This is a genomic window from Streptomyces sp. NBC_00503 (assembly GCF_036346895.1).
GTDB lineage: Bacteria > Actinomycetota > Actinomycetes > Streptomycetales > Streptomycetaceae > Streptomyces.
The window spans coordinates 6,842,786-6,866,753 of record NZ_CP107855.1; the positions used below are offsets into that span (position 1 = coordinate 6,842,786).

The following is a 23,968-nucleotide window of genomic DNA, read 5'->3' on the forward strand; positions in this document are numbered from 1 at the left end:
GGGGCCGGGGCGCGTTCGGGGGCGCGAAATGGAATCCTTCGGCAGTGCCGTGCGTTGGGATGGTGGTAAGCCATGAGAACGTCTTGTCCCCACCCCTCCCAGGAGGCGCCTTGACCGGCTCCCGTCCCTTGCGTCCACGGCTGCGCGCCCTGCGGCCCGAAGCCTTCGGAGCCGACCCCTCCGGTGCCCGGCTGGACCGGATCCGGAGCTCGCCGAACTTCGCCGACGGCGTGTTCCAGAATCCCGTCGGTGCCCGGACCAGGCCGTCCGGCTCGATGGCGGAGTTCGCCAAGATCTACTTCCACAAGGAGCAGCGGCTCCGGCGCAACCCCGGCGCGCCCATCCCGGTCTACCCGACGACCCTCGCCGAGCTGGCGAAGCCGCCGGTCAGCGGCTTGCGGCTGACCTGGATGGGGCACTCCAGCGTGCTCGCCGAGATCGACGGGCGCCGGGTGCTCTTCGACCCGGTCTGGGGCGACCGGTGCTCCCCCTTCCCCTTCGCCGGGCCCAAGCGGCTGCACCCGGTGCCGGTCCCGCTGGCCTCGCTGGGCGAGGTCGACGTCGTGGTGATCTCACACGACCACTACGACCACCTCGACCTGCCGACGATCAAGGAACTGGCCGGCGCGAACACGGTCTTCGCGGTCCCGCTCGGCGTCGGAGCCCACCTGGAGCGCTGGGGCGTCCCGGCAGACCGGGTGCGAGAGCTCGACTGGAACGAGACCACCGAGGTCGCCGGGCTCTCGCTGACGGCCACCCCGGCCCGCCACTTCTGCGGGCGCGGCCTGCGCAACCAGCAGTTCACCCTGTGGGCCTCCTGGGTCGTCGCGGGCGACGAGCACCGGGTGTACCACAGCGGAGACACGGGGTACTTCCCCGGCTTCAAGGAGATCGGCGCCGCGCACGGCCCGTTCGACGCCACGATGATCCAGATCGGGGCCTACTCGGAGTACTGGCCCGACATCCACATGACCCCGGAGGAGGGCATGCGCGCCCACCTCGACCTCCAGGGCGGGGCACCGCACGGCACGATGCTGCCGATCCACTGGGGCACCTTCAACCTGGCCCCGCACCCGTGGGACGAGCCGGGCGAGGGCACCGTGGCCGCGGCCGAAGGGGCCGGGGCGGCGATCGCCCTGCCGATTCCGGGCCAGCCGTTCGAACCGGGCGCGGCGGACGCGCCCGCCGGGGCCTGGTGGCGGCCGTTCGTGGCGGCCGGGCCGGCTCCCGCCCCCGAGCCCGTACCCGCTGCCGAGCCGGAGCTCCCGAAGGCGGTCGCCCCGGCGGCGGGCCGCGAGGAGTCGGAGGCGGTGGGCTCGTAGGGCCGCGGGTTCTCTGATCGCGCCGAGCGGACCCTCCTGATGCGGGAGGGTCCGCTCGGTGCATGGGTGCATGGGTGCATGGGTGCAGGGGGGGGGCACGGGTGCGCCTGGAGGGGCGGTCGCGTGCGCCTTCGGCGCCGGGGCGTGTGCGCCCACGGCGCATTCGGGCTTGCGTACGAGCGCTCCATCGGGAGCGGGAAGCACCCGGGGCAAGTTCCCCAACTGGCCGTCCAGGGCGGGATCGTGCGGTCTAGCGTGGGTATCCGGTGATCAACACCGGATCCCGGGACGCCCGGGGCCGGGCCCCACTGACCGAGGACGCAGATGTCCGGACTCCGCGCCGCCCGCCACGCCCCGTCGAGACACGCCGTCACCGGTCCCGGCCGGCAGATACGCCCCCAGCTGGTCCGCTCCGCCGTGCTCCCCACCCTCGCCGCCGGGCTCAGCGGCGCGGCCGCGGTGATCTTCACGCTCCAGCTCGGCGGGGGCGCGGGCGCCCGCGACGCCAGGCTCTGGCCGGTGCTCACCGGTTGCGCCCTGCTCGTGGTCGGCGCGCTCGCCGCCGCTCTGCTCGGCGCGCAGCGCGCGGCGAACTCCGTCCGCGACCGCTGCGAGGCCCTGCGCCGCTCCAGCGTCCGCGGGCGCCAGGAGCTGCGTACGGCCGCCGAGCGGCTGGAGCGCGGGGAAGTGCCCGCCCGGCCGGTGCGCGGTGGGTCCGGCGGCTCGGGGCCGGGCGGCGACACGGCGGGCGTGGACGAGTTCTGGCTGCTCTCCCAGGAGCTGCGCGGAGCCCGCGAACAGGCCCACGCGACCCTGGTCCGCCTCGGCGGCCCGGTCGCCCCGTCCGACAGCGACCGCAAGGTCGAGGTCTTCGTCAACCTCGCGCGCCGCCTCCAGTCCCTCGTCCACCGCGAGATCTCGCTGCTGGACGACCTGGAGGACACGGTCGAGGACCCGGACCTGCTCAAGGAGCTCTTCCACGTCGACCACCTGGCCACCCGGATCCGGCGGCACGCCGAGAACCTCGCCGTGCTCGGCGGCGCCGCCTCGCGCCGCCAGTGGACCCGGCCCATCGACCTGAGCGAGGTACTGCGCTCCTCGGTCGCGGAGGTCGAGCAGTACACCCGGGTCAAGGTGGTGCCCCCGGCGGGCGGCACCGTACGCGGCCACGCCGTCGCCGACGTCGTGCACCTGCTCGCCGAACTCGTCGAGAACGCCACCGTGTTCTCCGCCCCCGACACCGATGTCGTGGTGCGCGCGGAGCGGGTGACCGCCGGTATCGCGGTCGAGGTGGAGGACCGGGGGCTCGGCATGCCGCCCGAGGAAGCCCACCGGATGAACGCCCTGCTCGGAGACCCCGACCAGATCAGCGTCCGGCACCTGCTGGCGGACGGCCGGATCGGCCTGTTCGTGGTCTCGGCGCTGGCGCGGCGGCACGGGATCGCCGTGGAGCTCAAGTCCAACATCTACGGCGGGGTGCTGGCCGTCCTGGTCCTGCCCCAGGAGCTGCTGGGGGCGGAGGTCCCGAGCGCCGCCGACGCGCTGGGCGGCTCGCGGGCCACCTCGTGGGGATCCGGCGAGGGGGCGGGCGCGCCGCCGCCGCTGGAGCCGGTACGGGTGGGCCTGCCCAGGCCGGAGCCGTCCCCCGTCTCCGGGCCCCGACCCGCCCCGGCGCCTCGGCCCGTCTCCGTGCCCCAACCCGTCTCCGGGCCCCAACCCGTCTCCGTGCCCCGGCCCGTCCCGGCGTCCGGGCCCGATTCCGCGTCCGGTCCCGTCCCGCCTTCCGGTCCCGTCGCACCGACCCGGGCCGTCCCACCGGTCGTGCCCGGATGGGCCGTTGAGGTGCCCGGCGCGAAGCCCCGTACGGCGCCTCGGGTGGGCGACGCGGCTGCGGAAGCGGCCGCCGAGACCCTCGCCGAGCGGACCTTGACCGCGCTTCCGGCGGCCTCCGCCGCCCCGGCGCCGAGCGTCGCCGCGGCCCCCGCTCCGGCCTCCGCGCCGGTTGTCGCGCCGACCCTCGCGATGCCGTCCGTGCCGGCCGCCCGGGTCGGTGGGGAGCGGCCGCCACTGCCCCGGCGGCGGGCCCAGCACCACCTCGCGCCCCAGCTGCGCGAGGCCCCCGTACCCCGGCCGGCCGACGGATCCGGCGCAGAACAGCCCGTGCACGACCCCGGTTTGATGGCCGCCTTCCAACGGGGCTTCGGTCTCGCCCAGTCGGAGAACCAGACGTGACCCCGGCCTCTCATCCGACCCGCTCAACCCACCCGACTCACCCCGCAGCTAAGGAGCGCACCCCCATGGGCGGCGAAGTGGCGACCACGACCAGTCGGCTCTCGGACCTCGACTGGCTGCTCAGCGGCCTGGTCCAACGGGTTCCGTACACGCGCAGCGCGGTGCTGCTGACCGCGGACGGGCTCGTCACCTGTGTGCACGGGCTCGACGCGGACAGCGCCGACCACCTGGCGGCGCTCGCCTCCGGGCTGTACTCGCTGGGCCGCAGCGCCGGATCCCGGTTCGCGGACGGCGCCGAGGTCCGCCAGGTGGTGGTGGAGCTCGACACCGCCCTCGTCTTCGTATCGGCGGCGGGGTCCGGCACCTGCCTGGCCGTACTGGCGGACCGGGAGGCCGACGCCGGCGTGCTCGGCTACGAGATGGCCATGCTGGTCAAGAGCGTGCGCCCGTACCTGGCTGCGCCGCCGAGGCGGCTCGCCGCCGACGCGGAGTGATGAGGGCCGGGACGAGGGGGGCAGGGACGCAGGGGACCGGGACCAAGGGGACCACGGCATCGGGGGCGCCGCGTGACAGTCCGTGGCTGGACGATTCGGCGGGACGGGTGATGCGCCCCTACACGGCGAGCGGCGGGCGGACGCGGGCGGCCGTCGCCCTCGACCTGCTCTCGCTGGTGACGGCGACCGGCGTGCGCCCGCGCGCACCGCTGGGAGCCGAGCACGCGCTCGCGCTCCGGCTGTGCGCCGGCGCGGCCGCCGTCACCGTCGCCGAGGTGGCGGGGCACCTGCGACTGCCCGCGGTGGTGGTCAAGGTGCTCCTGTCCGACTTGATGGAACACGGGGCCGTGACGGTGCGGGCGCCGCGCTTCCCGAGCGGCGGATCGTTCGCCGCCGATGACCAGTCCCTGCTCCGGGCGGTGCTCGATGGCCTGCGCAAACGGCTTTGAACCGGCCCCCCACGGGGCTCCCGCGACCCTGAAGATCCTGGTCGCGGGCGGTTTCGGGGCGGGCAAGACCACCTTCGTGGGCGCGGTGAGCGAGATCGAGCCGCTGAGCACGGAGGAGCTGCTGAGCGGGCTGAGCGAGGCCGCCGACCCGCTGGACGGGGTCGAGGCGAAGAGGTCCACGACCGTGGCCCTGGACTTCGGCCGGATCACCCTGGACGAACGGCACGTCCTGTACCTCTTCGGGACGCCCGGCCAGCAGCGCTTCTGGTTCCTGTGGGAGGAGCTGTGCGCGGGCGCGCTGGGCGCGGTGGTGCTCGCCGATACGCGCCGCCTCGCCGACTGCTTTCCCGCCGTGGACTTCTTCGAGCGGCGCGGGATCGGCTTCATCGTCGCCGTGAACGAGTTCGACGGCGGCCACCGCTACGCCGCCGACGAGGTGCGCGAAGCGGTGGGGCTCGGGCCGGACGTGCCGGTCGTACGGTGCGACGCGCGGCTGCCGGGCTCCGGCACGGGGGCACTGGCCGCCCTGGTCCACCACCTGCTGTCGAACGATGCGAACCATTCGAACGCTTCGAAATATTCGGAGTAACGGGATTCGGGGGAGACACCATGACCTACTACGAATCGACCGGGCACCTGCTGCTCACGCCGGTGGACCGGGAGGCGCCCGCGCGGGTGGTCCGGCTGCGCGAACTGGGCCTGGGGGAGCGGGCGGACGGCGAACTGGACGCCTTCGCCCGGCAGGTCGCGGACGCACTCGCGGCCCCCTACGCCGGGATCAACTTCATCGACGAGGAACGGCAGTTCTTCGCCGGACTGCACCACGCCGCCGACGCCCCGGCGAGCGGCTACCCGGCGCGGGTGCTCACCCGGGACCGGGGCTACTGCCCGCACGTGGTGGTGCGGCGCCGCGCCCTCGTGCTGGAGGACGTACGGGACTTCGCGCGCTTCGCGGGCAACGCCGTCGTGGACGAGAGCGGGGTGCGCTCCTACGTGGGCGCGCCGCTGATCGACAGGCGCGGGATCGTCCTGGGGACGGTGTGCGCGGTGGACCTGGTGCCGAGGCGGTGGGGGCTGGCGGGGCTGGCGACGGTGAAGGCGCTGGCCGCGGAGCTGGTGGAGCTCGTACAGGCGCGGGAGGACGACCGGGCGGGGGAGGGGCAACGCCGGGGCGACCGGTGCGGTTGAGGGCGGCCCGGAGGGCGGGGGCGCGCGGGGGCCGGGTCGTTGTCAGTGGCGGGGGCTACCGTCGAAGACGAGGGATCACCAGGGGCTCGAGAGGACTGGAGAGGGGTCGAGGGGATGGCCACGACGGCGCACGACGTCCGGACGATCGCACTGTCGCTTCCGGGCAGCAGCGAGAAGCTCGCCTGGGGCATGCCGACCTTCCGGGTCGGGGGCAAGGACGGGAAGAGCGGGAAGATCTTCGTTTCGCTGGCCGACGACGACACCTCGATCGGGGTGAAGTGTCCCAAGGAGGACCGGGCCGAACTGATCGAGGCGGAGCCGGAGAAGTTCTTCATACGGCCCGGCCACGACGACAACTACGCCTGGGTCCGGGTCCGCCTCGCGGCTGTGGAGAACACCCGTGAGCTCCGCTCGATCCTCACGGACTCCTGGCTCCAGGTGGCCCCGAAGCGCCTCGCCGCGTCCCACCCCGAACTGGTCTCGGGCGCGGGCGCGGCGGAAGGCGGGTAGGCGGGCGGGCGGCGGCGGCGACGCGGCGGTCCGGCAGGTCTGGCAGACCGGCAGGCCTGGCGGACCGGGTCTGCTCACGTACGGATGAAGGCGGAGATCCGTGCACGCAGTGAGGCCGGATCCAGTCCGTGGGCAGCCGTGTGCTCGTCCATCGTGCCGTAGCGGCGCAGCTCGGCGCGGGCGACGCCCAGGCCGAGAACCCGGTGGGGGACCTCTGCCAGCGCCTCGTTGGCGGCCGCCGTCGAGGTCCCCGCCAGGTACGGCTCGACCAGGACCACGTCGGTCCCGGCACGCTCGGCGGCAGCGCGCAGCGCCGCGTCGTCGAAGGGTCGTACGGTCGGCGCGTACAGGACGGTCACGTCCGCGCCCTCGGTCGCGGCGAGGACGTTGTCGAGCAGCGGCCCGACGGCGACCACGACACCCGCGCGTCCCTCCCGTACGGTCTGGAAGCCCGGGCCGGTGACGGGGCGGGCCGTGGCGTTCGACTGCGCGGAGAGCCGGACGTACACCTTTTCGTCCCCGGCCGCGTACGCGTGTCGCAGCAGTGCCTCGGCCTCGTCGGGGTGGCCCGGGACGTGGACGGTCCAGCCGTCCAGGGTGTCCAGCAGGGCCACGTCGCCGGGTGCCATATGGGTGAAGCCGCTGGCTGACGAGTCGTAGCTGGCGCTCGCGCTGACCAGGACCCCGCCCGTGCCCTGGTGTCCGAAGTCGAGTTTGATCTGTTCGAACGGGCGTTCCACGAGGAAGCTGGCGAAGGTGTGCACGACGGGCCGCAGGCCCGTGAGCGCGAGTCCACCGCCGACGCCGATCAGCAGCTGTTCGCGGATGCCCACGTTGAGCACCCGGTCGGGGTGACGGGCCCGGGCGGGGCGGAAGCCGTCCATCGTGATCTCGGCGAGCACGAGCGCCAGCCGGGGATCCTCGTCGAGTACGTGCGATGTGACCGAGACGAACCGTTCGCGCATGGTGTCCATGGCTTCCCCTCCTACTGCTTCTTCTCGACGCGGGCGACCACGGCGTGCGGCCGACCCGGATGCGGTGCGGTGCAGGCGGCGTGCAGCGCCGCGTGGTCCCGGCCGTCCACGGTGACGGCCGACCAGCCGGCCGCCTCGAAACGGGAGGCGATGCCACCGGGCCAGCCGTGGGTCGCGGAGTCGTTGTCGATCACGATCGTGTGCAGTCGCTCCAGCCCGGCCGGGCCGGCGTACGCGATGGCCTCGTGATTGCTTCCCTCGTCCAGCTCGGCGTCGCCGATCAGCACCCACACGGCCGGGTCGGTCAGGCCCTGCGCCCGCAGTCCGAGTGCGCTCCCGACGGCGAGCGGCAGCCCGTGCCCGAGCGAGCCGCTGCCGATCTCCACCCCGGGGATCAGCGTGCGGTCCGGGTGGTGCCCGAGCGGGGAGCCGTAGGTGCCGAAACCGCTCAGCCAGTCGACGGGGATGAACCCCTTGGCGGCGAGGACGGCGTAGTAGGCCATCGGTCCGTGCCCCTTGGACAAGAGGAACCGGTCCCGCCCCAGGTCCTCGACACGGTCGGGCCCGACCCGCAGCACCCGGTCGTAGAGCACCCACAGGGCGTCGAGCGTGGACGAGGCGGCGGGACCGTGCTTGTCGTCGCCGGTCATGAGCGTGATGAGCGGTGCGAGGTCCTCGTAGCGGAACCCGGTGTCCGCGGTTGCCTGTGTCATGGACCGATCGTCCAACCTCAAGCACGATTGAGGTCAAGCCCCCCCTCGCCGCCCTCCTCCGACGCGGCGACGAAACGTGCGCGCGACCACCCCGTGAAGTGCGGTATCGTTCTCCTGCGCGTTCAACCAGGGGAAACCCCAGGTCAACGGGTATCGGGACGTGGCGCAGCTTGGTAGCGCACTTGACTGGGGGTCAAGGGGTCGCAGGTTCAAATCCTGTCGTCCCGACCATGCGGAAACGCAGGTCGGAGGCCGTTCTCTCATCCGTGGGAGGGCGGCCTTTTCCATGCCCGGAACGCCGGTGGTCGCCGCCGGGTCTCCTCTGTGGTGAAGCCGGTGGCCGCGCGGGCGGGCGGCAGCGCGGCCGGCCGGCGGTGGCCTGCCCTGTCCGAGCCGCTGCCGTTGCATGACAGCCCGGGTATCGAGGGCGTGCACCGTGCACTGAAGGGTAGGCCGTGCGGAAACGCAGGTCGCAGGCCGTTCCCTCATCCGTCAGAGGGCGGCTCTTCGTCTCCATGGCAACATGGCTAACGTGAGACATCGTCAACTTCGGTAATCGGGGGGCCTCGTGGAGGAGAAGGACACTTACGAACAGCCGACGCCGCAAGCGGCGGCGCTTGCCGCCGGGCGTGGGCTCGGAGAGTGGCGGCGGACGTTTCGGCGGAAGCAGAGCTGGGTGGCCAAGAAGCACAATGAGTCACGGCTCTACTTGTACGACGGCGGTGTGGTCGCGCGGACCGCGCGGGTATCCCGGGGGGACGACCTCTTCGAGGCCGCGTACGACTGGGGGACCCTGCGGGTCCTGCGGTACTTCAGCACCCGGGGTGACGCGCGTTACACCCTGCTGGACCCGGGCGGTGTCGCACTGAACATCGGACCCGGAATCCGGGTCTTCCTCAAGGAGGACAAGCAGGCTCTCGGGGTCACCTCGGTGGTCGAGGGCACGGCGTTCCTCTGGCCGAGGTTCTGGGGGGACCACATCGAGGAGTGCGTCACGCGGGTGCAGTTGCCCGGCGTGCTCGCGCGGATCGAGCGCGGTGAGACGGTGGACTTCGGGCCGTACAAGGTCGACCGGCAGGGGGTGGCCGGACGGAAGCATGCGGCTGCCTGGTCGGAGATCACGGACATCTCCGCCTACGACGGCACGTTGCTGTTCAACAAGAAGCTCCGGCGGACCACCGTGGACAGCTCGGGGCTGCAGAACATCGCCAACGTGAATCTGTTCCTCAATGTGTGCCAGCGCTTCAAGGCCCAGGGTTGAGTGGGCCGTTCGTGACGGACCAGCAGGATTCCTCGTCGCCCCGGCCTTGGGGCGATCCCCGGGACACCGTCCGGGAGAACCGGTCCACCGTCCGGTTCATCTTCGTGCTCGCGGTGGTGCTCTTCGTCATCGCCGCGCTCGTGGACTGGCCGACGGACCGGGCTGAAGTGTGCGGCAAGTTCAGCGCGTTGAGCTCGGCGAGCGGTTCGATCGAGGACGAGATCAAGGATCTGCGGGACGCCGCCGAGGACTATCGCGGCACGGCTCAGGACGCTGTCCGGGCCGACGCCGACCGGATCGGCGACGACCTCCTGCAAGGCTCGGGCTGGAAGTGGCTCGACCGGGACGACATGGACAAGGCCACCGGCTCGATCCGCGCCCTGTGCGGTGACGGACCTGCCATCAGCTGAGGGGGAGTACCACATGACCGACGGGACGACGACGGGCATCGACGTGCAGAGCATGGTGCTGGCCGTGCTCACTATCGCCCTCGGGGTGGTGGCGTTCCTGCTGACCACCGCATGGGTGCTGCCGATTCTGATCACACTGGGCGGGGTGTGCGCGCTGTTCGTGGCCCGGCAGTAGCGGCCACAGCGCCAGAGGTGGCAGGCATGGAGGTCATGTGGTCGCGGATCGCCTGCTCGGCGTCCTGTTCATCGGGGGTGCCGGCGGGCGTGCTGGTCCGCCATTCGTCGGGGTGCGGCGAGGCACGGCACCGGGCGGCACGGGCAGGCAAACCTTTCCGGCCTCAGCACTAGGCCGTCTCTTTCGGATCTTGCCGGGTCCGCGCCGCCCGGCACCGCACCTCGGCGCACTGCCGCGGCACCCGAGTACGTCCAGTACGCGGGAGCCACGGCAGCGCGCCGAGGCACGCCACCGGACGACGCGGACCAGACCGACAAGATCCGAAAGAGACGACCTAGGCCCGGTCCAGCAGCGCGATGCCGAGGTCGCTCGCCTTGTAGTGGACCTCGCGCCGGTAGCGGTGGCTGGTGACCAGGCCCGCATCGCGCAGTACGGCGAGGTGCTGCGAGACCGCGCCCAGGCTCAGGCCGGTCCGTCCGGCCAGCCCGGTCGTGGTGGACGGTGAGCTCGTGTGGGCGAGGATCCGTGCCCTGCTGTGGCCCAGCAGGCGCGCCAGGCCGTCCCCGGCGGCGTCACGCCGTTCCCACAAGGTGCCCACTGCGCGCGACGGGTAGATCGCACACGGCGGTGCCCCGCCGAGTCCGGCCAGCAGGTGGCAGCGGACCGCGAACGCGCTGGGTGCCAGGGTGATTCCGTGCCCGGCCAGGCGGAGTTCCCCGGCCGGCAGGTCGGCGGACACCAGGCGGTCGTCCGCCCACCGCAGCGCGGGATGGAGGTGGGCGAGCACCTCCCGGATGCCGTCCTCGCCGAGCTGGCGGGTCCGGTATGCGACATCGGCTTCCAGTACGGCACGGATCCGAGGCCAGTGCGGTCGTACGGCTGCCTGCCACCAGGCGAGCACGGCGTCGGCCAGTTCGGGCAGGACCCGTCCGGGGTCTTCGGCCAGCCGCCGCTCGAAGTCGGTCAGCGGCGTGCGCCGACCGGCTGCTTCGAGCCCGGCGCGCACCCCCTCGGCCGGGAGGGACGCGAGCACGGCGAGCTCCTCCTCCATCTCGGCCAGCGGACAGCGTGGAGGCGGCGTCAGGAAGCTGCGCACCGTGCCGTCCGAAGCCACCAGGGCGTGCAGCGACCCTGTCTTCGCGGCGAGGCTCCGGTCCTGCCGGAGAGCCAACGCCTGCTTGATCCGCGGCAGATGGACGGCATGCCGCCCGGGATCGGCCACCGCTCGCAGACTGGCGGCGGTCTCCCACAACGGCGACATCGCGAACCTGAGGTTGGCCATGTCGTCCACCCCGAAGAGCACCTCGCCCATGCCCATGCCCATGCGCATGCCCGCGCCCCGCCCGCCCCGCCTGGATGACGTTTTCACCCAGACTAAAACAATGGCTGCCCCGCCCAGGGTGATGGTGTTCGCCGTCATGACGATCTCTCTCACCAACGACGCCAACGAGGCCAACGACGCCGGCGACACCGGCGAAGGAACCAAGGACAGCGGTACGGGCGGTTCCGGCGGCCGCCCCGCCCTCTGGCGACTGGCGGACTTCCGCCGCTTCTGGATCGGCGACACCGTCAGCCAGGCCGGCACGGCCGTCACCCTGCTCGCCCTCCCCCTCCTGCTCTCACCGCTGCGGACCGCACGCGAACTCCCCAGGTAACGTCGGCCCCGTGCGCTATCACCATGTCGACGTCTTCACGGACCGCCCCTACAGCGGGAACAGCCTCGCGGTGTTCCCCGACGCCGAGGCGCTGACCGGCGCACAGATGCAGACCATCACCCGGGAACTGCGGCACTTCGAGTCCGTGTTCCTGTTCCGGGACGGGGCATCGGAGCGCACCCGGCGGGCGCGCGTCTTCGACCTCACCGAGGAACTGGACTTCGCCGGCCACCCCCTCATCGGCGCCGCCGCTGTCCTGCACGCCCTCCACGGCACTTCTGACCACGAGACCTGGACCCTGCGCCTGCCGGTCCGGACGGTGGAGGTCGCCACCGAACGACGCGGCCCTGGCCAGTACGCGAGCCTCCTCGGCCAGGGCGGCGCCGAGTTCCTCGGCCGCCCCGACCCGCACGGCCTCGCCGCCCTGTTCGCCCTCGAACCGGCCGACCTGGACCCCGCCCTGCCCCCGGAGATCGTCTCCACCGGCCTGCGCTACCTGGTGCTCCCCGTACGCGGCGCCGCCCTGGCCCGCGCCCGCGTCACCACGCCGCTCGATGCGCCCCTGGCCCGCCTCGGCGCCCAGTTCGCCTACCTCCTCGACGCCGCCGCCCTGGAGGGGCGGCACTGGAACAACGACGGAATCCTCGAAGACGTCGCCACCGGAAGCGGCGCGGGCTGCGCCGCTGCCTATCTGCGCCGCCACGGCCGCATCGGCGCGGGCGAGCGGACCCTCCTGCATCAGGGACGCTTCACCGGGCGCCCCAGTGAAATGGCCGTCAGCGCGCAGGGCCACGGCCAGGACATCCGCTCCGTGCGCGTCGGGGGCACCGTCGCCTTCGTCGCGGAGGGACGCCTCCACGAGCTCCCGCCGGTGTAGAAGCCGACCAGTCGAAGGCTCTGCCGCGATCCCCTTGCATGGCTGCCCCGCGGGTTCTGTGCTGAGCTGGAGGTGTCCTCGGGCAACGGCGCCCCCGGGAGGCCCGCCATGCCGCACGTCCGTCTCGAAGGGCCCGTGCCGGCCGGGCCCGGAGTCCTTCTGCCCCGGCGTGATCTGGCGGTCGGCTGGACGCTGATGGTGCTGATCGCCGTACTCGCGTGGGTGCTCACGATCGGGCAGGCCCGGCAGATGGGGATGGAGCCCGGCACCATGGGCCTGGCGCTCCCGCTCTTCCTGCTGCTGTGGGTCGTGATGATGGCGGCGATGATGCTGCCGTCGGTGGCCCCGGTCGCCATCACCTGGGTGCGGGGGATCAGCCGCCGCCCGGCGGCTCCGGCGGTCCGCGCGCTGTACGTCGCCGAGTTCGTCATCGGGTACCTGCTGGCCTGGACCGGCTTCGGACTGCTCGCGTACGGCGCCCTGGCGCTGACCGGGGACCTGGTGCGCGGTGATCCGCAGGTGGGCCGCTGGATCGGGGCGGGAGCCTTCCTCCTCGCGGGGCTGCACCAGTTCGGGCCGCTGAAGCGGGTCTGCCTGCGGCACTGCCGCAATCCGATGTTCCAGCTGCTGCGGTACTCGCGGTTCCGGCCGTGGGCGAAGGACCTGCGGGTCGGCGCGCACCACGGGGTGTACTGCGTCGGCTGCTGCTGGGGGCTGATGCTCGTCCTGATCCCGCTCGGCGTGATGAACGTGGCGGCCATGGCGGCCGTCGCCGTGGTGATCTTCCTGGAGAAGCTGTGGCGGCGGGGCCCCTGGCTCGCCCGGGCCATCGGGATCGCCTTCCTCGTCCTGGCGGCTCTCGCCCCCTTCCAGGACTGGCTGCTGCCGGGCCTGCAGAACGCTCCCCCGATGGAGGAGATGAACCGGATGGCGGGCCGGCTCTGAGCGGCGGCCGCGTCCGCGCGGCCTCCAGCGCCCTCAGGTTTTCCGATCTCGGGGAAAGGAGGAGAATCGATGTGATGACCCGTGCCGCCGAGCGCCCGTGGTGATGTCCGGCGGGGCATTGCCGACCACGTACTGCCTGCCCGGGGCAGGGCCGTACGGAGGTGATGAGATGTCCGCGACGACAGTGACCGTCCCGAGATGGCACGCGGCCGGGGACTGGTTCGACACCTGCAGGTGCAACATCCCCTGCCCCTGCTCCTTCGCCCAATTGCCCACCGACGGGGAATGCGACGGCGTCCTCGCCTGGCACATCCGCGAGGGCAACTACGGCGAGGTGCGCCTGGACGGCCTCAACGTGCTGATGCTCGGCTCCTTCGCCGGCAACATCTGGGCGGAGCACACCGACACGTACGCGGCGGTGTTCCTCGACGAGCGTGCCGACGACGGGCAGCGCGAAGCCCTACAGATGATCTTCGGTGGCCAGGCGGGCAGCTGGCCCGCCGAGATGGTGACCATGATGGACGCCGAGATGCGGGGCATGGACTTCGCCCCCATCCAGATCGACGTCGACGAAGACCTCGGCGGCTGGCGCGCCACGATCCCCGGCCGGGTCGAGGCGAGCGCCGTGGCCCTCACCGGCCCGACGACGCCGCAGGGCGCGCGGGTCCAGTCGACCAACCTGCCGGGCGCGGAGACCGGCCCGGGACAGGTGGCGACCTGGGGCCGCTCCACCGCGGACCGCGCCGACGCCTTCGGCTTCCACTGGAGCCGGGAGGGCCAGTCCAGCAAGCACATCACCTTCGACTGGACCGGCCCGAACTAGCAGCTACCAGGCTACGAGGCCGCGAGCCAGGACGGGAGCGGCTCGCGGCGGGAGTGCCAGGAGGCGGGGGCGGCGGCGGTGCCCGTACGGGCGGCGACCGTGCCGCCGGTGATGGCACAGGTGGTGTCCACGTCGCCGAGGCCCTCGGCGGTGGTCCACAGGGCGTCGGTGAGGCTGTCCATGTGGTGGGCGGCCGACCACAGGGCGAAGGGGACCGTGTCGCTCGCGCGGATCCGCAGGCCGTTGCCCAGGATTTCGGCGGCCCGGCTCGGGGCGGTGTCGCCGGGGAGGGCGGCGGCCTGGCGCAGCCCCTCGGCCACGGGGCCCGCCGGAGTGCGGTCGGCGACCTCGTGCAGCAGAGCCGGGGGCAGGGGCGCGGCTGCGCCGCGGCTGCGGGCCGCCAGTGCGGCGGCCAGGGCCACGGCCACGGCTCCCGCGATGCCCTCGGGGTGGGCGTGCGTGACCTCCGCGGAGAAGGCCGCCTGCTCCGCCACCTCGTCAAGGTCCTCGTGGAACCAGGCACCCAGCGGGGCCACCCGCATCGCGGCTCCGTTGCCGAGGCTGCCCTCACCGCCGAACAGGGTCCGTGCCCGGGTGCGCCAGCTCGACGGGTCCCGCGCGAGCTCGGGCAGCAGCTGGTGCATGCCGTACCCGTAGCCGCGGTAGGCGTCGTCGAGGTACGCCGCTGCGAAGGCCTCCGCCAACTGGTCCTGGTGCACGGCTCCGTGGAGGGTCAGGATCCGGTGGACCGACAGCGCCATCGCGGTGTCGTCCGTCCATTTCCACGGGGACTCCTCGGGCGTCCTGCGCTCCCGGATCTGGGCCAGGGCCGTCTGGCCTCGGCGCAGGCGCGGGAACCAGCGCTCGCCGAAGGCGTCGCCGAGGGCCAGGCCTTCGAGGGAGTCGCGTGCCGGGTCGGGTTCGTCGGACAGTGACATGTGCGCATGGTGGCAGGGGGGTTCCGGGTCATGCACCCGGGTTTTCGACCGGGCGGCCCGCGTGGAGTTCCAGGGGGCCGGTGGCCTTGGCGCGGGCCTTGAGGCAGGCCTTGATCTGGCGGCGCAGGGCCGGTTTCACGAAGGAGCGGAGATCGGACCGGGGGACCGTGCGCCACTGGAGCAGCTCCGATGCGGGCAGCCGGATGCGGGCCAGGGTGCGGGCGTCGAGGGTGCCGCCGTCGTAGAGGAAGCGGATGCGGGCCGGATAGCCGGGCCGGTGGGACCAGTTGACGGCCAGCAGCCGGCCCGGCGGGACGTCGAGGCCGAGTTCCTCGCGGACCTCGCGGTGCGCGGCGGCCCGCGGGATCTCGCCGAGGTCGCTGTCGATGCCGCCGCCCGGCAGGTGCCAGTGGTCCGGATCCCCGTACGCGGGCTGCACCAGGAGCACCGCGCCATCGGAATCGGTGAACAGCACGCTCGCCGCCGTGAGGGCCTTGGGGCGGGCGGCCCGGTGGCCGGCGGTGTCGAAGGCGCCCGCGTGTTCCAGGGCCGCCCGGCGCTGCGGATCCAGTCCGGCCGGGGATCCGGGCTGGGGGACGCCGTCGATCAGGTGTGCGAGGGAGCCCGTGTGCAGGGCGGCCAGTCCGGCGCGGAGCCGGGGCGCGACCCGGGCGGGCAGGGCCTCGTAGGCCTCGTCCGGGGTGAGCCAGTGGGCCTCGGTGACCTCGCCGTCCGGGAAGGAGATCGCGGAGGCCTCCTCGGGCGTCAGTGGTCCGACGAGGTGGGCGTGGACGACGAGGGAGCGCCCGAGGGGTCCCGGCGGGCGGGAGTCCACGGCGAGCAGCCGCCCGACCGGAATGCTCAGGTCCAGTTCCTCCTTCAGCTCCCTGGCCAGCCCTTCCTCCGGGGTCTCGGTGTCCTCGACGCCCCCGCCGGGGAGTTCCCGTTCCGTCTTGTACGAGGTGGTCAGTACGAGGACCCGCCCGCGGGAGTCCAGCACGATCCCGGTGGCGGCCATGAGGGGAGCGGACTGCGCGGCGTAGTAGGCCCGGACCGAGTCGGGTGGGGAGGGGGCGTCCGGCACGGGGTCTCCTGGAGGTACGGGGTCGGCTCTGCTGGGCAGCCCCATTCTGTTCCAGGCGGGAGCCGGAGCCGGAGATTGCGGCGGGCGGGTGGGCGGGCTGGCGGGCGGGCTTCAGGCCCGGGCCAGGAGCAGGCCGCCCATCGTGACCATGGTCGCCGCCACGAGCCCGTCGAGGACCCGCCAGGACGAGGGCCGGGCGAACAGGCCGCTGAGCAGCCGGGCACCGTAGCCCAGCGCGCCGAACCAGACCAGGCTCGCCAGACCCGCTCCGATGCCGAAGGCCCAGCGCAGGTCGCCCCGGTCGGCAGCGAGGGAGCCGAGCAGCAGCACCGTGTCCAGGTACACGTGGGGGTTGAGCCAGGTCATGGCCAGGCAGGTCAGCACGGCGGCCCGGGTGGTGCCGGAACCGGAACCGGTGCCGGAACCGGTGTCGGCTGCGGGACCGGAGGCGGAGTCCGCCCCCTCGGCCCCGAGGGCGGCGCCGGGAGCGGGGCGCAGCGTCCGGCGGGCGGCGAGGATCCCGTAGCAGATCAGGAAGGCCCCGCCGACGAGGCCGACCAGGGTGAGCGCGGGTGGCCAGGCGGTGACGAACGCGCCGACTCCGGCCACGCCGAGGGCGATAAGGGCCGCGTCGGAGAGGGCGCAGATGGCGACCACGGCGAGGACCGAGTGGCGGCGTACGCCCTGGCGCAGGACGAAGGCGTTCTGGGCGCCGATGGCCACGATGAGGGAAAGTCCGGTTCCGAAGCCCGCGAGGCCCGCCGGGATGATGCCGTGTGTCATGCCTTCGACCGTAGGCGGGCGTGGCGTGCATAGTACAGCTAAAGATTCTTATCTAGCATTAGCCGCTGTGATGGATGAACTGCCTGTGGACCAGGTGCGGACGCTGCTCGCGGTGATCGACGGGGGCACCTTCGACGCGGCGGCCGCCGCCCTGCACGTGACCCCCTCCGCCGTCAGCCAGCGCGTCAAGGCGCTGGAGCAGCGGACCGGGCGGGTGCTGCTGATGCGGACCAAACCGGTGCGCGCGACCGAGTCCGGGGAGGTCGTCCTGCGCTTCGCGCGGCAGCTGGCCCGGCTGGAGCGGGACGCGCGGGCCGAACTCGGGATGGCGCGGGGCCTTGGGCCGGTGCGGCTGCCGATCGCGGTCAACGCGGACTCGCTGGCCACGTGGTTCCTGCCCGCGCTGACCCGGGTGCCGCAGGATCCGCCCGTCTGCTTCGAACTGCACCGCGAGGACGAGGGGCACGCGACCGAGCTGCTGCGGGACGGCCGCGTGATGGCGGCCGTGACCTCGCAGCCGGAGGCGGTGGCGGGGTGCACGGTGCGCAAGCTGGGGCTCGCGCGGTACCTGCCGGTGGCGAGCCCGGGGTTCGCGGCCCGGCACCTGAAGGGGAGGGTGGACCGGGACCTGCGGGTGGCCCCGGTGGTCGTCTTCGACCGGCGGGACCTGATCCAGGACCGCTTCGTGCGGATGCTGACGGGGGACGAGGGGTCCGGCGCCTCGGAGGTACGGCACTACGTGCCCACCTCGGAGGGGTTCTGCGACGCCGCGGTCGCCGGGCTGGGCTGGGCGATGGTGCCGGACCCGCAGGCGGGGCCGTTGGTGGAGCAGGGGCGGCTGGTGGTCATCGCGCCGGGGCGCAAGCTCGACGTACCGCTGTACTGGCAGCAGTGGAAGCTCGATTCGCCCGCGCTGTCGACGGTGGCGTCGGTGATCGCGCAGGCGGCGGCGGGGGCACTTCACTAGGTCTTGTGAGTTTCCCCCGCCGCAGCAGGCCGTACCCGGCCGTGCCTCAGGCGCCGACGTAGGCCGCGAGGTGCTCGCCGGTGAGGGTGGAGCGGGCGGCGACCAGGTCGGCCGGGGTGCCTTCGAAGACGATCCGGCCGCCGTCGTGGCCCGCGCCGGGGCCGAGGTCGATGATCCAGTCGGCGTGCGCCATCACCGCCTGGTGGTGTTCGACGACGATGACCGACTTCCCGGAGTCGACGAGCCGGTCGAGCAGGCCGAGCAGTTGCTCGACGTCGGCGAGGTGGAGGCCGGCCGTCGGCTCGTCCAGGACGTAGACCCCGCCCTTCTCGGACATGTGCGTGGCCAGCTTGAGCCGCTGCCGCTCCCCGCCCGACAGCGTGGTGAGCGGCTGGCCGAGGGTGACGTAGCCGAGTCCGACGTCGGCGAGCCGGACGAGGATGCGGTGCGCGGCCGGGGTGGCGGCCTCACCCGCGGCGAAGAACTCCTCGGCCTCGGCCACCGACATGGCCAGTACCTCGCTGATGTCGCGGCCGCCGAGGTGGTGCTCCAGGACCGAGGCGTCGAAGCGCCTGCCTTCGCACACCTCGCAGGTGGTGGCCACGCCGGCCATCATCGCCAGGTCGGTGTAGACGACCCCGATGCCGTTGCAGTTGGGGCAGGCGCCCTCGGAGTTGGCGCTGAACAGGGCGGGCTTGACCCCGTTGGCCTTGGCGAAGGCCTTGCGGATCGGGTCGAGCAGTCCCGTGTACGTGGCCGGGTTGCTCCGCCGCGAACCGCGGATCGCGCCCTGGTCGACCGAGATCACCTCCGCGCCGAGCGCCCCCGACCGGCCGGGCAGCGAGCCGTGCACGAGCGAGCTCTTGCCGGATCCGGCCACACCCGTGACCACGGCGAGCACACCGAGCGGGATGTCGACGTCGATGTTCTGGAGGTTGTGCGCCGTGGCGCCGCGGATCTCCAGCGTGCCGGTGGGCTTGCGCACCGTCTCCTTGACGGCGGCCCGGTCGTCGAAATGGCGGCCGGTGATGGTGCCGCCGGTCCGCAGCCCCTCGACGGTGCCCTCGAAGCAGACGGTGCCGCCCGCCGAGCCGGCGCCGGGGCCGAGGTCGACGATGTGGTCGGCGATCACGATGGTCTCCGGCTTGTGCTCCACCACGAGCACCGTGTTGCCCTTGTCCCGCAGCCGCAGCAGCAGGCCGTTCATCCGCTGGATGTCATGGGGGTGCAGGCCGATGGTGGGCTCGTCGAAGACGTAGGTCACGTCGGTCAGCGAGGAGCCGAGGTGGCGGATCATCTTGACGCGCTGGGACTCGCCGCCCGACAGCGTGCCCGAGGGCCGGTCGAGCGAGAGGTAGCCGAGGCCGATCTCCACGAACGAGTCGAGCGTCCGCCGCAGCGCGTCGAGCAGCGGGGCGACCGAGGGCTCGTCGAGGCCCCGTACCCATGCGGCCAGGTCGCTGATCTGCATCGCGCAGGCGTCCGCGATGCTGATCTTCTCGATCTTCGAGGACCGGGCCCCCTCGGTGAGCCGGGTGCCCTCGCAGTCGGGGCAGGTGGTGAAGGTGACCGCCCGCTCCACGAACGCCCGGATGTGCGGCTGCATCGCCTCCTTGTCCTTGGACAGGAAGGACTTCTGGATCTTGGGGATCAGCCCCTCGAAGGTGAGGTTCACACCCTCGACCTTCACCTTGGTCGGCTCCCGGTACAGGAAGTCCTGCATCTCGCGCTTGGTGTACTTGCGGATCGGCTTGTCGGGATCGAGGAGGCCCGACTCGGCGTAGACCCGCACGGTGAAGAAGCTGTCGGACTTCCAGCCGGGGATGGTGAACGCACCTTCGGCGAGCGACTTGGAATCGTCGTAGAGCTGGGTGAGGTCGATGTCGGAGACCGCGCCCCGGCCCTCGCAGCGCGTACACATGCCGCCGGTGCGGCTGAAGGTCCGCTTGACGGTCTTGGTCCGGTCGGTGCCGCGGTCGACCTTGTAGGCACCGCTCGCCTGGACCGAGGCCACGTTGAAGGAGAAGGCCTGGGGCGCACCGATGTGCGGCTTCCCGAGCCGGCTGAAGAGGATGCGCAGCATCGCGTTGGCGTCGGTGGCGGTGCCGACCGTGGAGCGGGGGTCGCCGCCCAGCCGCTGCTGGTCCACCGAGATGGCCGTGGTCAGCCCTTCGAGCACGTCGACCTCGGGGCGCGCGAGCGTGGGCATGAACCCCTGCACGAAGGCGCTGTAGGTCTCGTTGATCAGCCGCTGCGACTCGGCGGCGATGGTGCCGAAGACCAGTGAGCTCTTGCCCGAGCCGGAGACCCCGGTGAAGACCGTCAGCCGGCGCTTGGGGATCTCTACGCTGACGTCCTTGAGGTTGTTCACGCGCGCGCCGTGCACACGGATCACGTCGTGGCTGTCCGACCGGCTGTCCGTCTTCCTGGCCTTGCTCATCGTCTCTCCATCAGCTCGACGGGGCCGCGTGCGCGGCGACATTCCTCTGTTTACCCGATCGGCGGTGTCGGCCGGGGCGGCGCAACGCCCGTACGACCGACACCGTCCCGCGGTTGCACGAGGGCGGGGCGTCGGGTCAACCAGCGGTCGTGGCGTGTCAGTTCGCGGTGGCGCAGCCGCTCACTGTGCGCGGGGCCGACTGAAGCGGATCATGTTGCCGGCCGGGTCCCGGAAGGCGCAGTCGCGGACGCCGTACGGCTGGTCCACCGGCTCCTGGAGGACCTCGGCGCCGCTGGCGCGGATGTGGTCGAAGGTGGCGTCGACGTCGTCGGTCGAGAAGATCACGCCGCGCAGCAGGCCCTTGGCGAGCAGTTCCGCCATGGCCTCCCTGTCGGCGGCCGAGGCGTTGGGGTCGGCCAGCGGCGGTTCGAGGACGATCTCCACGCCCGGCTGCGCGGGGGAGCCCACGGTCACCCAGCGCATCCCGCCGAACCCGACGTCCTTGAGCACCTCCAGGCCGAGGGCGTCACGGTAGAAGCCGAGCGCCTTGTCGTGGTCGTCGACGGCGATGAAGCACTGCGAAAGGTTGATTTCCATGGGTTTCACGCTACGGGCGGCCGGTCCGGAAAGGCTTCTCCATTCCTGACCGCTTGCCCCGGCCGGCCGCATGGAGATCACGGTGACGACTGGTCCCGGCGCCCCTGGCCTGCGAAGAGCCCGCGCGCAGGGCATAGGCTGCTGACATGGAGTCCTACACGATCGGCCAGGCGGCTCGGCTGCTCGGCGTCAGCGTTGACACGGCCCGGCGATGGGCGGACGCGGACCGGTTCCCGACGCGCCGCGAGGGCACGCGGCGCATGGTGGACGGCCCCGACCTGGCCGCGTTCTGCGTGGAGGTCGCGCAGGAGGGTGCCGAGGGCGACGAAGCCCCGTACACCTCGGCGCGCAACGCCTTCCCCGGCATCGTGACCGGGGTCAAGCTCGGCACGGTCGACGCGCAGGTGGAGATCCAGGCAGGGCCGCACCGCGTCGTGTCGCTGCTGACGCGGGAAGCGGTGGAGGAGCTCGGGCTGGAGGTCGGGGCGCGGGCGACGGCCCGGGTGAAGTCGACGAGCGTGTTCATCGACCGGGCGTAAGGGGCGGCGCTCCGGGCGAGAGGGGTGCGCTGTCCCGCCGTCCCCCCACGGCGGCTCAGCGCACAGATTCCCGGCGGCTCAGCGCACGGATTCCCGGAGCAGAGCGGCGGCCTCGCGCGCCGCGTCCACGGCTCCCGTGCGGGCGGCCTCGCGGTCGGAGTCGGACCGGGTGTAGGTCAGGATGACCATCACGTTGCTCAGGCGGAAGCAGACCTGCGCGGTCGCGCGGTGCTCGGGATCGGGCGTGCGGAAGCGGATGAACGCCTCGTCGCCCACGCCCGGGACGGCCGCCGGGGTGGTCTGCTCCCAGCCCAGCAGGTTCTCGCGCTCTTCGCGCAGGTCCTTGACGGCGAGGCTCTCGGTGACGCGGAAGGGCTGGAGGAAGATTCCGCCCCGGTTCGGGCCCTCCGCGCGCGGGGCGGACCAACTGCACGAACCGCTCTCGTCCCGGCCGCCGTAGGAGGTGGGCACCAGCCGGTGCACGGTCTCCGGGGACAGCAGTGCGCACGGGCGGGGGTCGGCGGTGAAATCGCCCTCGCGGTCCAGCTGCCAGTACTTCCATCCGAGGAATCCGCAGATGGGCAGGACACCCAGCACGATCAGGAGGAGGCTCGCCAGCGCGGCGGGCCGAAGGCGTGCGGGTCTGCCGGGGGGTGTGGTCACCGCGGCAGCATAGGGGTCGTGCACGGGAGCCGCACAAACGTTTCCGCACCTGCCCGGACGCAGGGCGCCGCGGAGCCGGTGGCAGACTGGCCGGTGATCCGCCGAAGGGGAGTACGACGTTGTCCATGTTCAGCAATCTGCGCCGGGCCGTGCGCCGCGGGTACCACCGCGCCGTCGACCTCAGCCACCCGGCCCGCTCCCCGCTCGGCAGCGCCGTGGTCAACTGCATCGTGTACCGGGACGGCGAGCGCCAGGACGGCACCGCCGACGCCGGCGAGGCACTGCGCCGGGTCCGCAAGACGGGTGAGGGGTTCGTCTGGATCGGCCTGCACGAGCCCTCGCAGGAAGAACTGGCAGGCCTCGCCGAGCTGTTCGGCCTGCACCCGCTCGCCGTCGAGGACGCGGTCCACGCACACCAGCGCCCCAAGATCGAGCGCTACGACGACACCCTCTTCGCCGTCTTCAAGACGGTGAGCTACGTGGAGCACGTGGAGCTGACCGCGACGAGCGAGGTCGTGGAGACCGGCGAGCTCATGGCCTTCGCCGGCGAGGGCTTCGTCATCACCATCCGGCACGGCGGCCGCGGCACGCTCGGGTCGGTCCGCGAGGAGCTGGAGGCCGCCCCCGAGCAGCTGGCCAAGGGGCCGGTCGCCGTCCTGCACGCCATCGTCGACCACGTGGTCGACGAGTACGTGGCCGTCACGGACGCGGTGCAGAGCGACATCGAGGCCGTCGAGACCATGGTGTTCAGCGAGTACGACGGCCGCGGCGACGCGGGCCGGATCTACCAGCTCAAGCGCGAACTCCTGGAACTGCGCCGCGCGGTGGCCCCGCTGAGCCGGCCGCTCCACCAGCTGAGCACGCAGCCGATAGCGGTCATCCCGCCGGAGATGCGCACGTACTTCCGTGACGTCGCCGACCACTTGACCCGCGCCACCGACCAGATCAGCGCCTACGACGCCCTGCTCGACTCCATCCTCCAGGCGCACCTCGCGCAGGTGACCGTCGCGCAGAACGAGGACATGCGCAAGATCACCGCCTGGGCGGCGATCGTCGCCGTCCCGACGATGGTCTGCGGGGTCTACGGCATGAACTTCGACAACATGCCCGAACTGCACTGGACTTACGGGTACCCGATCACCCTCGCCGTGATGGCCGTCGCCTGCTTCGTCATCCACCGGGGCTTTAGGCGCAACGGCTGGCTCTGAGCGAAATCCTCGTGTGGCCGGATCCCGCCGCCGGGTAGGGTCCGCCAGAACAGGGGATCACGGTGAACGGGCAGGTGGGACGGGGACATGGACCAGCAGGCAGTGGCGAACGCGGTGTTGGCCGGACAGCGGGTGCGGCTGGAGCCGCTGGAGCCGCGGCACCACGACGGGCTGTGCGAGGCGATCCGTGACGGGAGCCTCTGGGAGCTCGCGGTGACGATCGTCCCGCACCCGGACGAGGTGCGGGGCTTCATCGAGCAGGGCGCGCAGGCGCGCGCGGAGGGCACGCAGATCCCGTACGCGACGGTGGACGCGCGCACGGGCCGGGTCCTCGGCTCTACGCGGCTGATGGTGATCAACACGAAGTTCCGGCGGCTGGAGATCGGCTGGACCTTCCTCGGGGCGTCCAGCCAGCGGACCGGTGTGAACACGGAGGCGAAGCTGCTGATGCTGACCCACGCCTTCGAGGCGATGGAGATGAACCGCGTCGAGCTGCTGACGGACGTGCGCAACGCCAAGTCCCGGGCGGCGATCGCCGGTCTGGGCGCCACGCACGAAGGGGTGCTGCGCCACCACATGCTCATGCCGGACGGATGGATCCGCGACACCGCGGTGTACAGCATCACGCGCCCGGAATGGCCGGACGCCAAGCGCGCGCTGCAGGCCCGCGTGACGGCGGGCCGCACCACCGCCTGAGCGGGGCGGGGCGGACGGCGATGTG

Annotated in this window: 27 protein-coding genes and 1 tRNA gene; 19 read left to right on the top strand and 9 right to left on the bottom strand. The window is 72.5% G+C overall.

Annotated features, from left to right (window positions below; all coding sequences use genetic code 11):
• The first annotated feature begins 110 nt into the window (after positions 1-110).
• The 7 genes from OG490_RS31150 to OG490_RS31180 all read left to right on the top strand — a co-directional run bounded on the left by OG490_RS31150 (position 111) and on the right by OG490_RS31180 (position 6,195).
• On the top strand, positions 111-1,322 hold the full coding sequence (locus OG490_RS31150) for an MBL fold metallo-hydrolase (protein WP_330299598.1): 1,212 nt from the start codon (positions 111-113) through the stop codon (positions 1,320-1,322).
• A gap of 324 nt (positions 1,323-1,646) precedes the next feature.
• Entirely contained in the window at positions 1,647-3,554 is a 1,908-nt protein-coding gene (locus tag OG490_RS31155) for an ATP-binding protein (protein ID WP_330299599.1), read from the top strand.
• Between the two features lie 65 nt (positions 3,555-3,619).
• Entirely contained in the window at positions 3,620-4,048 is a 429-nt protein-coding gene (locus OG490_RS31160; protein WP_330299600.1) for a roadblock/LC7 domain-containing protein, read from the top strand.
• 110 nt (positions 4,049-4,158) lie between these two features.
• Complete coding sequence (locus tag OG490_RS31165; protein ID WP_330299601.1) at positions 4,159-4,497, top strand: DUF742 domain-containing protein; 339 nt, start codon at positions 4,159-4,161, stop codon at positions 4,495-4,497.
• A complete protein-coding gene (locus OG490_RS31170) occupies positions 4,475-5,086 on the top strand; it encodes a GTP-binding protein (protein WP_330299602.1) in 612 nt (203 codons plus the stop codon). Before OG490_RS31165 ends, OG490_RS31170 begins: the two co-directional genes overlap by 23 nt.
• A 20-nt stretch (positions 5,087-5,106) precedes the next feature.
• Entirely contained in the window at positions 5,107-5,685 is a 579-nt protein-coding gene (locus tag OG490_RS31175; RefSeq protein ID WP_330299603.1) for a GAF domain-containing protein, read from the top strand.
• 114 nt (positions 5,686-5,799) lie between these two features.
• Positions 5,800-6,195, top strand: coding sequence for an MmcQ/YjbR family DNA-binding protein (locus OG490_RS31180; protein ID WP_330299604.1), 396 nt, complete (start codon positions 5,800-5,802; stop codon positions 6,193-6,195).
• A gap of 74 nt (positions 6,196-6,269) precedes the next feature.
• On the opposite strand, the gene OG490_RS31185 is transcribed toward OG490_RS31180, so the two are convergent.
• Together OG490_RS31185 and OG490_RS31190 are read right to left on the bottom strand one after the other, a co-directional pair.
• Complete coding sequence (locus OG490_RS31185; protein WP_330299605.1) at positions 6,270-7,169, bottom strand: transketolase family protein; 900 nt, start codon at positions 7,167-7,169, stop codon at positions 6,270-6,272.
• Between the two features lie 11 nt (positions 7,170-7,180).
• Positions 7,181-7,882: a transketolase gene (locus OG490_RS31190; protein ID WP_330299606.1), complete on the bottom strand. Its 702-nt coding sequence runs from the start codon at positions 7,880-7,882 to the stop codon at positions 7,181-7,183.
• A gap of 154 nt (positions 7,883-8,036) precedes the next feature.
• On the opposite strand from OG490_RS31190, the gene OG490_RS31195 reads away from it, so the two are divergent.
• The 4 genes from OG490_RS31195 to OG490_RS31210 all read left to right on the top strand — a co-directional run bounded on the left by OG490_RS31195 (position 8,037) and on the right by OG490_RS31210 (position 9,728).
• Positions 8,037-8,113, top strand: a tRNA-Pro gene (locus OG490_RS31195).
• 445 nt (positions 8,114-8,558) lie between these two features.
• Complete coding sequence (locus tag OG490_RS31200; RefSeq protein ID WP_330299607.1) at positions 8,559-9,143, top strand: DUF6585 family protein; 585 nt, start codon at positions 8,559-8,561, stop codon at positions 9,141-9,143.
• 11 nt (positions 9,144-9,154) lie between these two features.
• Complete coding sequence (locus OG490_RS31205; protein ID WP_330299608.1) at positions 9,155-9,553, top strand: hypothetical protein; 399 nt, start codon at positions 9,155-9,157, stop codon at positions 9,551-9,553.
• A 13-nt stretch (positions 9,554-9,566) separates the two neighbouring features.
• Positions 9,567-9,728 carry a hypothetical protein gene (locus OG490_RS31210; protein ID WP_330299609.1) on the top strand — a complete coding sequence of 54 codons (162 nt, stop codon included), beginning with the start codon at positions 9,567-9,569 and terminating at the stop codon, positions 9,726-9,728.
• 334 nt (positions 9,729-10,062) lie between these two features.
• On the opposite strand, the gene OG490_RS31215 is transcribed toward OG490_RS31210, so the two are convergent.
• The gene (locus OG490_RS31215) at positions 10,063-11,058 is read right to left on the bottom strand and encodes an ArsR/SmtB family transcription factor (protein ID WP_330299610.1); all 996 of its coding nucleotides are present in this window, start codon (positions 11,056-11,058) and stop codon (positions 10,063-10,065) included.
• A gap of 88 nt (positions 11,059-11,146) precedes the next feature.
• Between OG490_RS31215 and OG490_RS31220 the strand changes: the two genes are divergently transcribed.
• The 4 genes from OG490_RS31220 to OG490_RS31235 all read left to right on the top strand — a co-directional run bounded on the left by OG490_RS31220 (position 11,147) and on the right by OG490_RS31235 (position 14,028).
• On the top strand, positions 11,147-11,383 hold the full coding sequence (locus OG490_RS31220) for a hypothetical protein (protein WP_330299611.1): 237 nt from the start codon (positions 11,147-11,149) through the stop codon (positions 11,381-11,383).
• 10 nt (positions 11,384-11,393) lie between these two features.
• On the top strand, positions 11,394-12,260 hold the full coding sequence (locus tag OG490_RS31225) for a PhzF family phenazine biosynthesis protein (RefSeq protein WP_330299612.1): 867 nt from the start codon (positions 11,394-11,396) through the stop codon (positions 12,258-12,260).
• A gap of 108 nt (positions 12,261-12,368) precedes the next feature.
• Complete coding sequence (locus OG490_RS31230; protein ID WP_330299613.1) at positions 12,369-13,205, top strand: DUF2182 domain-containing protein; 837 nt, start codon at positions 12,369-12,371, stop codon at positions 13,203-13,205.
• Between the two features lie 169 nt (positions 13,206-13,374).
• Positions 13,375-14,028, top strand: coding sequence for a DUF1326 domain-containing protein (locus OG490_RS31235; RefSeq protein WP_330299614.1), 654 nt, complete (start codon positions 13,375-13,377; stop codon positions 14,026-14,028).
• 11 nt (positions 14,029-14,039) lie between these two features.
• On the opposite strand, the gene OG490_RS31240 is transcribed toward OG490_RS31235, so the two are convergent.
• The 3 genes from OG490_RS31240 to OG490_RS31250 all read right to left on the bottom strand — a co-directional run bounded on the left by OG490_RS31240 (position 14,040) and on the right by OG490_RS31250 (position 16,833).
• Positions 14,040-14,966 carry an ADP-ribosylglycohydrolase family protein gene (locus OG490_RS31240; protein WP_330299615.1) on the bottom strand — a complete coding sequence of 309 codons (927 nt, stop codon included), beginning with the start codon at positions 14,964-14,966 and terminating at the stop codon, positions 14,040-14,042.
• Positions 14,967-14,994: 28 nt separating this feature from the next.
• Positions 14,995-16,050, bottom strand: coding sequence for an NUDIX hydrolase (locus OG490_RS31245; protein ID WP_330299616.1), 1,056 nt, complete (start codon positions 16,048-16,050; stop codon positions 14,995-14,997).
• 111 nt (positions 16,051-16,161) lie between these two features.
• Positions 16,162-16,833: a LysE/ArgO family amino acid transporter gene (locus OG490_RS31250; protein ID WP_330299617.1), complete on the bottom strand. Its 672-nt coding sequence runs from the start codon at positions 16,831-16,833 to the stop codon at positions 16,162-16,164.
• Positions 16,834-16,903: 70 nt separating this feature from the next.
• Between OG490_RS31250 and OG490_RS31255 the strand changes: the two genes are divergently transcribed.
• A complete protein-coding gene (locus tag OG490_RS31255) occupies positions 16,904-17,800 on the top strand; it encodes a LysR family transcriptional regulator ArgP (RefSeq protein ID WP_330299618.1) in 897 nt (298 codons plus the stop codon).
• 46 nt (positions 17,801-17,846) lie between these two features.
• On the opposite strand, the gene OG490_RS31260 is transcribed toward OG490_RS31255, so the two are convergent.
• Both OG490_RS31260 and OG490_RS31265 read right to left on the bottom strand, forming a co-directional pair.
• Positions 17,847-20,240 (bottom strand): excinuclease ABC subunit UvrA, encoded by a 2,394-nt coding sequence (locus OG490_RS31260; RefSeq protein WP_330299619.1) that lies wholly within the window; start codon positions 20,238-20,240, stop codon positions 17,847-17,849.
• 180 nt (positions 20,241-20,420) lie between these two features.
• Positions 20,421-20,837: a VOC family protein gene (locus OG490_RS31265; RefSeq protein WP_330299620.1), complete on the bottom strand. Its 417-nt coding sequence runs from the start codon at positions 20,835-20,837 to the stop codon at positions 20,421-20,423.
• A 146-nt stretch (positions 20,838-20,983) separates the two neighbouring features.
• Between OG490_RS31265 and OG490_RS31270 the strand changes: the two genes are divergently transcribed.
• On the top strand, positions 20,984-21,376 hold the full coding sequence (locus tag OG490_RS31270) for a TOBE domain-containing protein (RefSeq protein ID WP_330299621.1): 393 nt from the start codon (positions 20,984-20,986) through the stop codon (positions 21,374-21,376).
• Positions 21,377-21,454: 78 nt separating this feature from the next.
• On the opposite strand, the gene OG490_RS31275 is transcribed toward OG490_RS31270, so the two are convergent.
• On the bottom strand, positions 21,455-22,039 hold the full coding sequence (locus OG490_RS31275) for a hypothetical protein (protein ID WP_330299622.1): 585 nt from the start codon (positions 22,037-22,039) through the stop codon (positions 21,455-21,457).
• A gap of 125 nt (positions 22,040-22,164) precedes the next feature.
• Between OG490_RS31275 and corA the strand changes: the two genes are divergently transcribed.
• Together corA and OG490_RS31285 are read left to right on the top strand one after the other, a co-directional pair.
• Complete coding sequence (gene corA / locus OG490_RS31280; RefSeq protein WP_330299623.1) at positions 22,165-23,247, top strand: magnesium/cobalt transporter CorA; 1,083 nt, start codon at positions 22,165-22,167, stop codon at positions 23,245-23,247.
• 87 nt (positions 23,248-23,334) lie between these two features.
• On the top strand, positions 23,335-23,943 hold the full coding sequence (locus OG490_RS31285) for a GNAT family N-acetyltransferase (protein ID WP_330299624.1): 609 nt from the start codon (positions 23,335-23,337) through the stop codon (positions 23,941-23,943).
• The last annotated feature ends 25 nt before the right edge of the window (positions 23,944-23,968 follow it).

What these genes read in the sequence shown, in the direction of transcription:
- OG490_RS31250 (WP_330299617.1), bottom strand. Translation starts at nt 16,833, where the DNA reads ATGACACACGGCATCATCCCGGCGGGCCTCGCGGGCTTCGGAACCGGA.
- corA (WP_330299623.1), top strand. Translation starts at nt 22,165, where the DNA reads ATGTTCAGCAATCTGCGCCGGGCCGTGCGCCGCGGGTACCACCGCGCC.
- OG490_RS31180 (WP_330299604.1), top strand. Translation starts at nt 5,800, where the DNA reads ATGGCCACGACGGCGCACGACGTCCGGACGATCGCACTGTCGCTTCCG.
- OG490_RS31170 (WP_330299602.1), top strand. Translation starts at nt 4,475, where the DNA reads ATGGCCTGCGCAAACGGCTTTGAACCGGCCCCCCACGGGGCTCCCGCG.
- OG490_RS31165 (WP_330299601.1), top strand. Translation starts at nt 4,159, where the DNA reads ATGCGCCCCTACACGGCGAGCGGCGGGCGGACGCGGGCGGCCGTCGCC.
- OG490_RS31155 (WP_330299599.1), top strand. Translation starts at nt 1,647, where the DNA reads ATGTCCGGACTCCGCGCCGCCCGCCACGCCCCGTCGAGACACGCCGTC.
- OG490_RS31210 (WP_330299609.1), top strand. Translation starts at nt 9,567, where the DNA reads ATGACCGACGGGACGACGACGGGCATCGACGTGCAGAGCATGGTGCTG.
- OG490_RS31230 (WP_330299613.1), top strand. Translation starts at nt 12,369, where the DNA reads ATGCCGCACGTCCGTCTCGAAGGGCCCGTGCCGGCCGGGCCCGGAGTC.
- OG490_RS31215 (WP_330299610.1), bottom strand. Translation starts at nt 11,058, where the DNA reads ATGCGCATGGGCATGGGCATGGGCGAGGTGCTCTTCGGGGTGGACGAC.
- OG490_RS31260 (WP_330299619.1), bottom strand. Translation starts at nt 20,240, where the DNA reads ATGAGCAAGGCCAGGAAGACGGACAGCCGGTCGGACAGCCACGACGTG.
- OG490_RS31235 (WP_330299614.1), top strand. Translation starts at nt 13,375, where the DNA reads ATGTCCGCGACGACAGTGACCGTCCCGAGATGGCACGCGGCCGGGGAC.
- OG490_RS31285 (WP_330299624.1), top strand. Translation starts at nt 23,335, where the DNA reads ATGGACCAGCAGGCAGTGGCGAACGCGGTGTTGGCCGGACAGCGGGTG.
- OG490_RS31160 (WP_330299600.1), top strand. Translation starts at nt 3,620, where the DNA reads ATGGGCGGCGAAGTGGCGACCACGACCAGTCGGCTCTCGGACCTCGAC.
- OG490_RS31240 (WP_330299615.1), bottom strand. Translation starts at nt 14,966, where the DNA reads ATGTCACTGTCCGACGAACCCGACCCGGCACGCGACTCCCTCGAAGGC.
- OG490_RS31220 (WP_330299611.1), top strand. Translation starts at nt 11,147, where the DNA reads ATGACGATCTCTCTCACCAACGACGCCAACGAGGCCAACGACGCCGGC.
- OG490_RS31190 (WP_330299606.1), bottom strand. Translation starts at nt 7,882, where the DNA reads ATGACACAGGCAACCGCGGACACCGGGTTCCGCTACGAGGACCTCGCA.
- OG490_RS31270 (WP_330299621.1), top strand. Translation starts at nt 20,984, where the DNA reads ATGGAGTCCTACACGATCGGCCAGGCGGCTCGGCTGCTCGGCGTCAGC.
- OG490_RS31255 (WP_330299618.1), top strand. Translation starts at nt 16,904, where the DNA reads ATGGATGAACTGCCTGTGGACCAGGTGCGGACGCTGCTCGCGGTGATC.
- OG490_RS31175 (WP_330299603.1), top strand. Translation starts at nt 5,107, where the DNA reads ATGACCTACTACGAATCGACCGGGCACCTGCTGCTCACGCCGGTGGAC.
- OG490_RS31265 (WP_330299620.1), bottom strand. Translation starts at nt 20,837, where the DNA reads ATGGAAATCAACCTTTCGCAGTGCTTCATCGCCGTCGACGACCACGAC.
- OG490_RS31185 (WP_330299605.1), bottom strand. Translation starts at nt 7,169, where the DNA reads ATGGACACCATGCGCGAACGGTTCGTCTCGGTCACATCGCACGTACTC.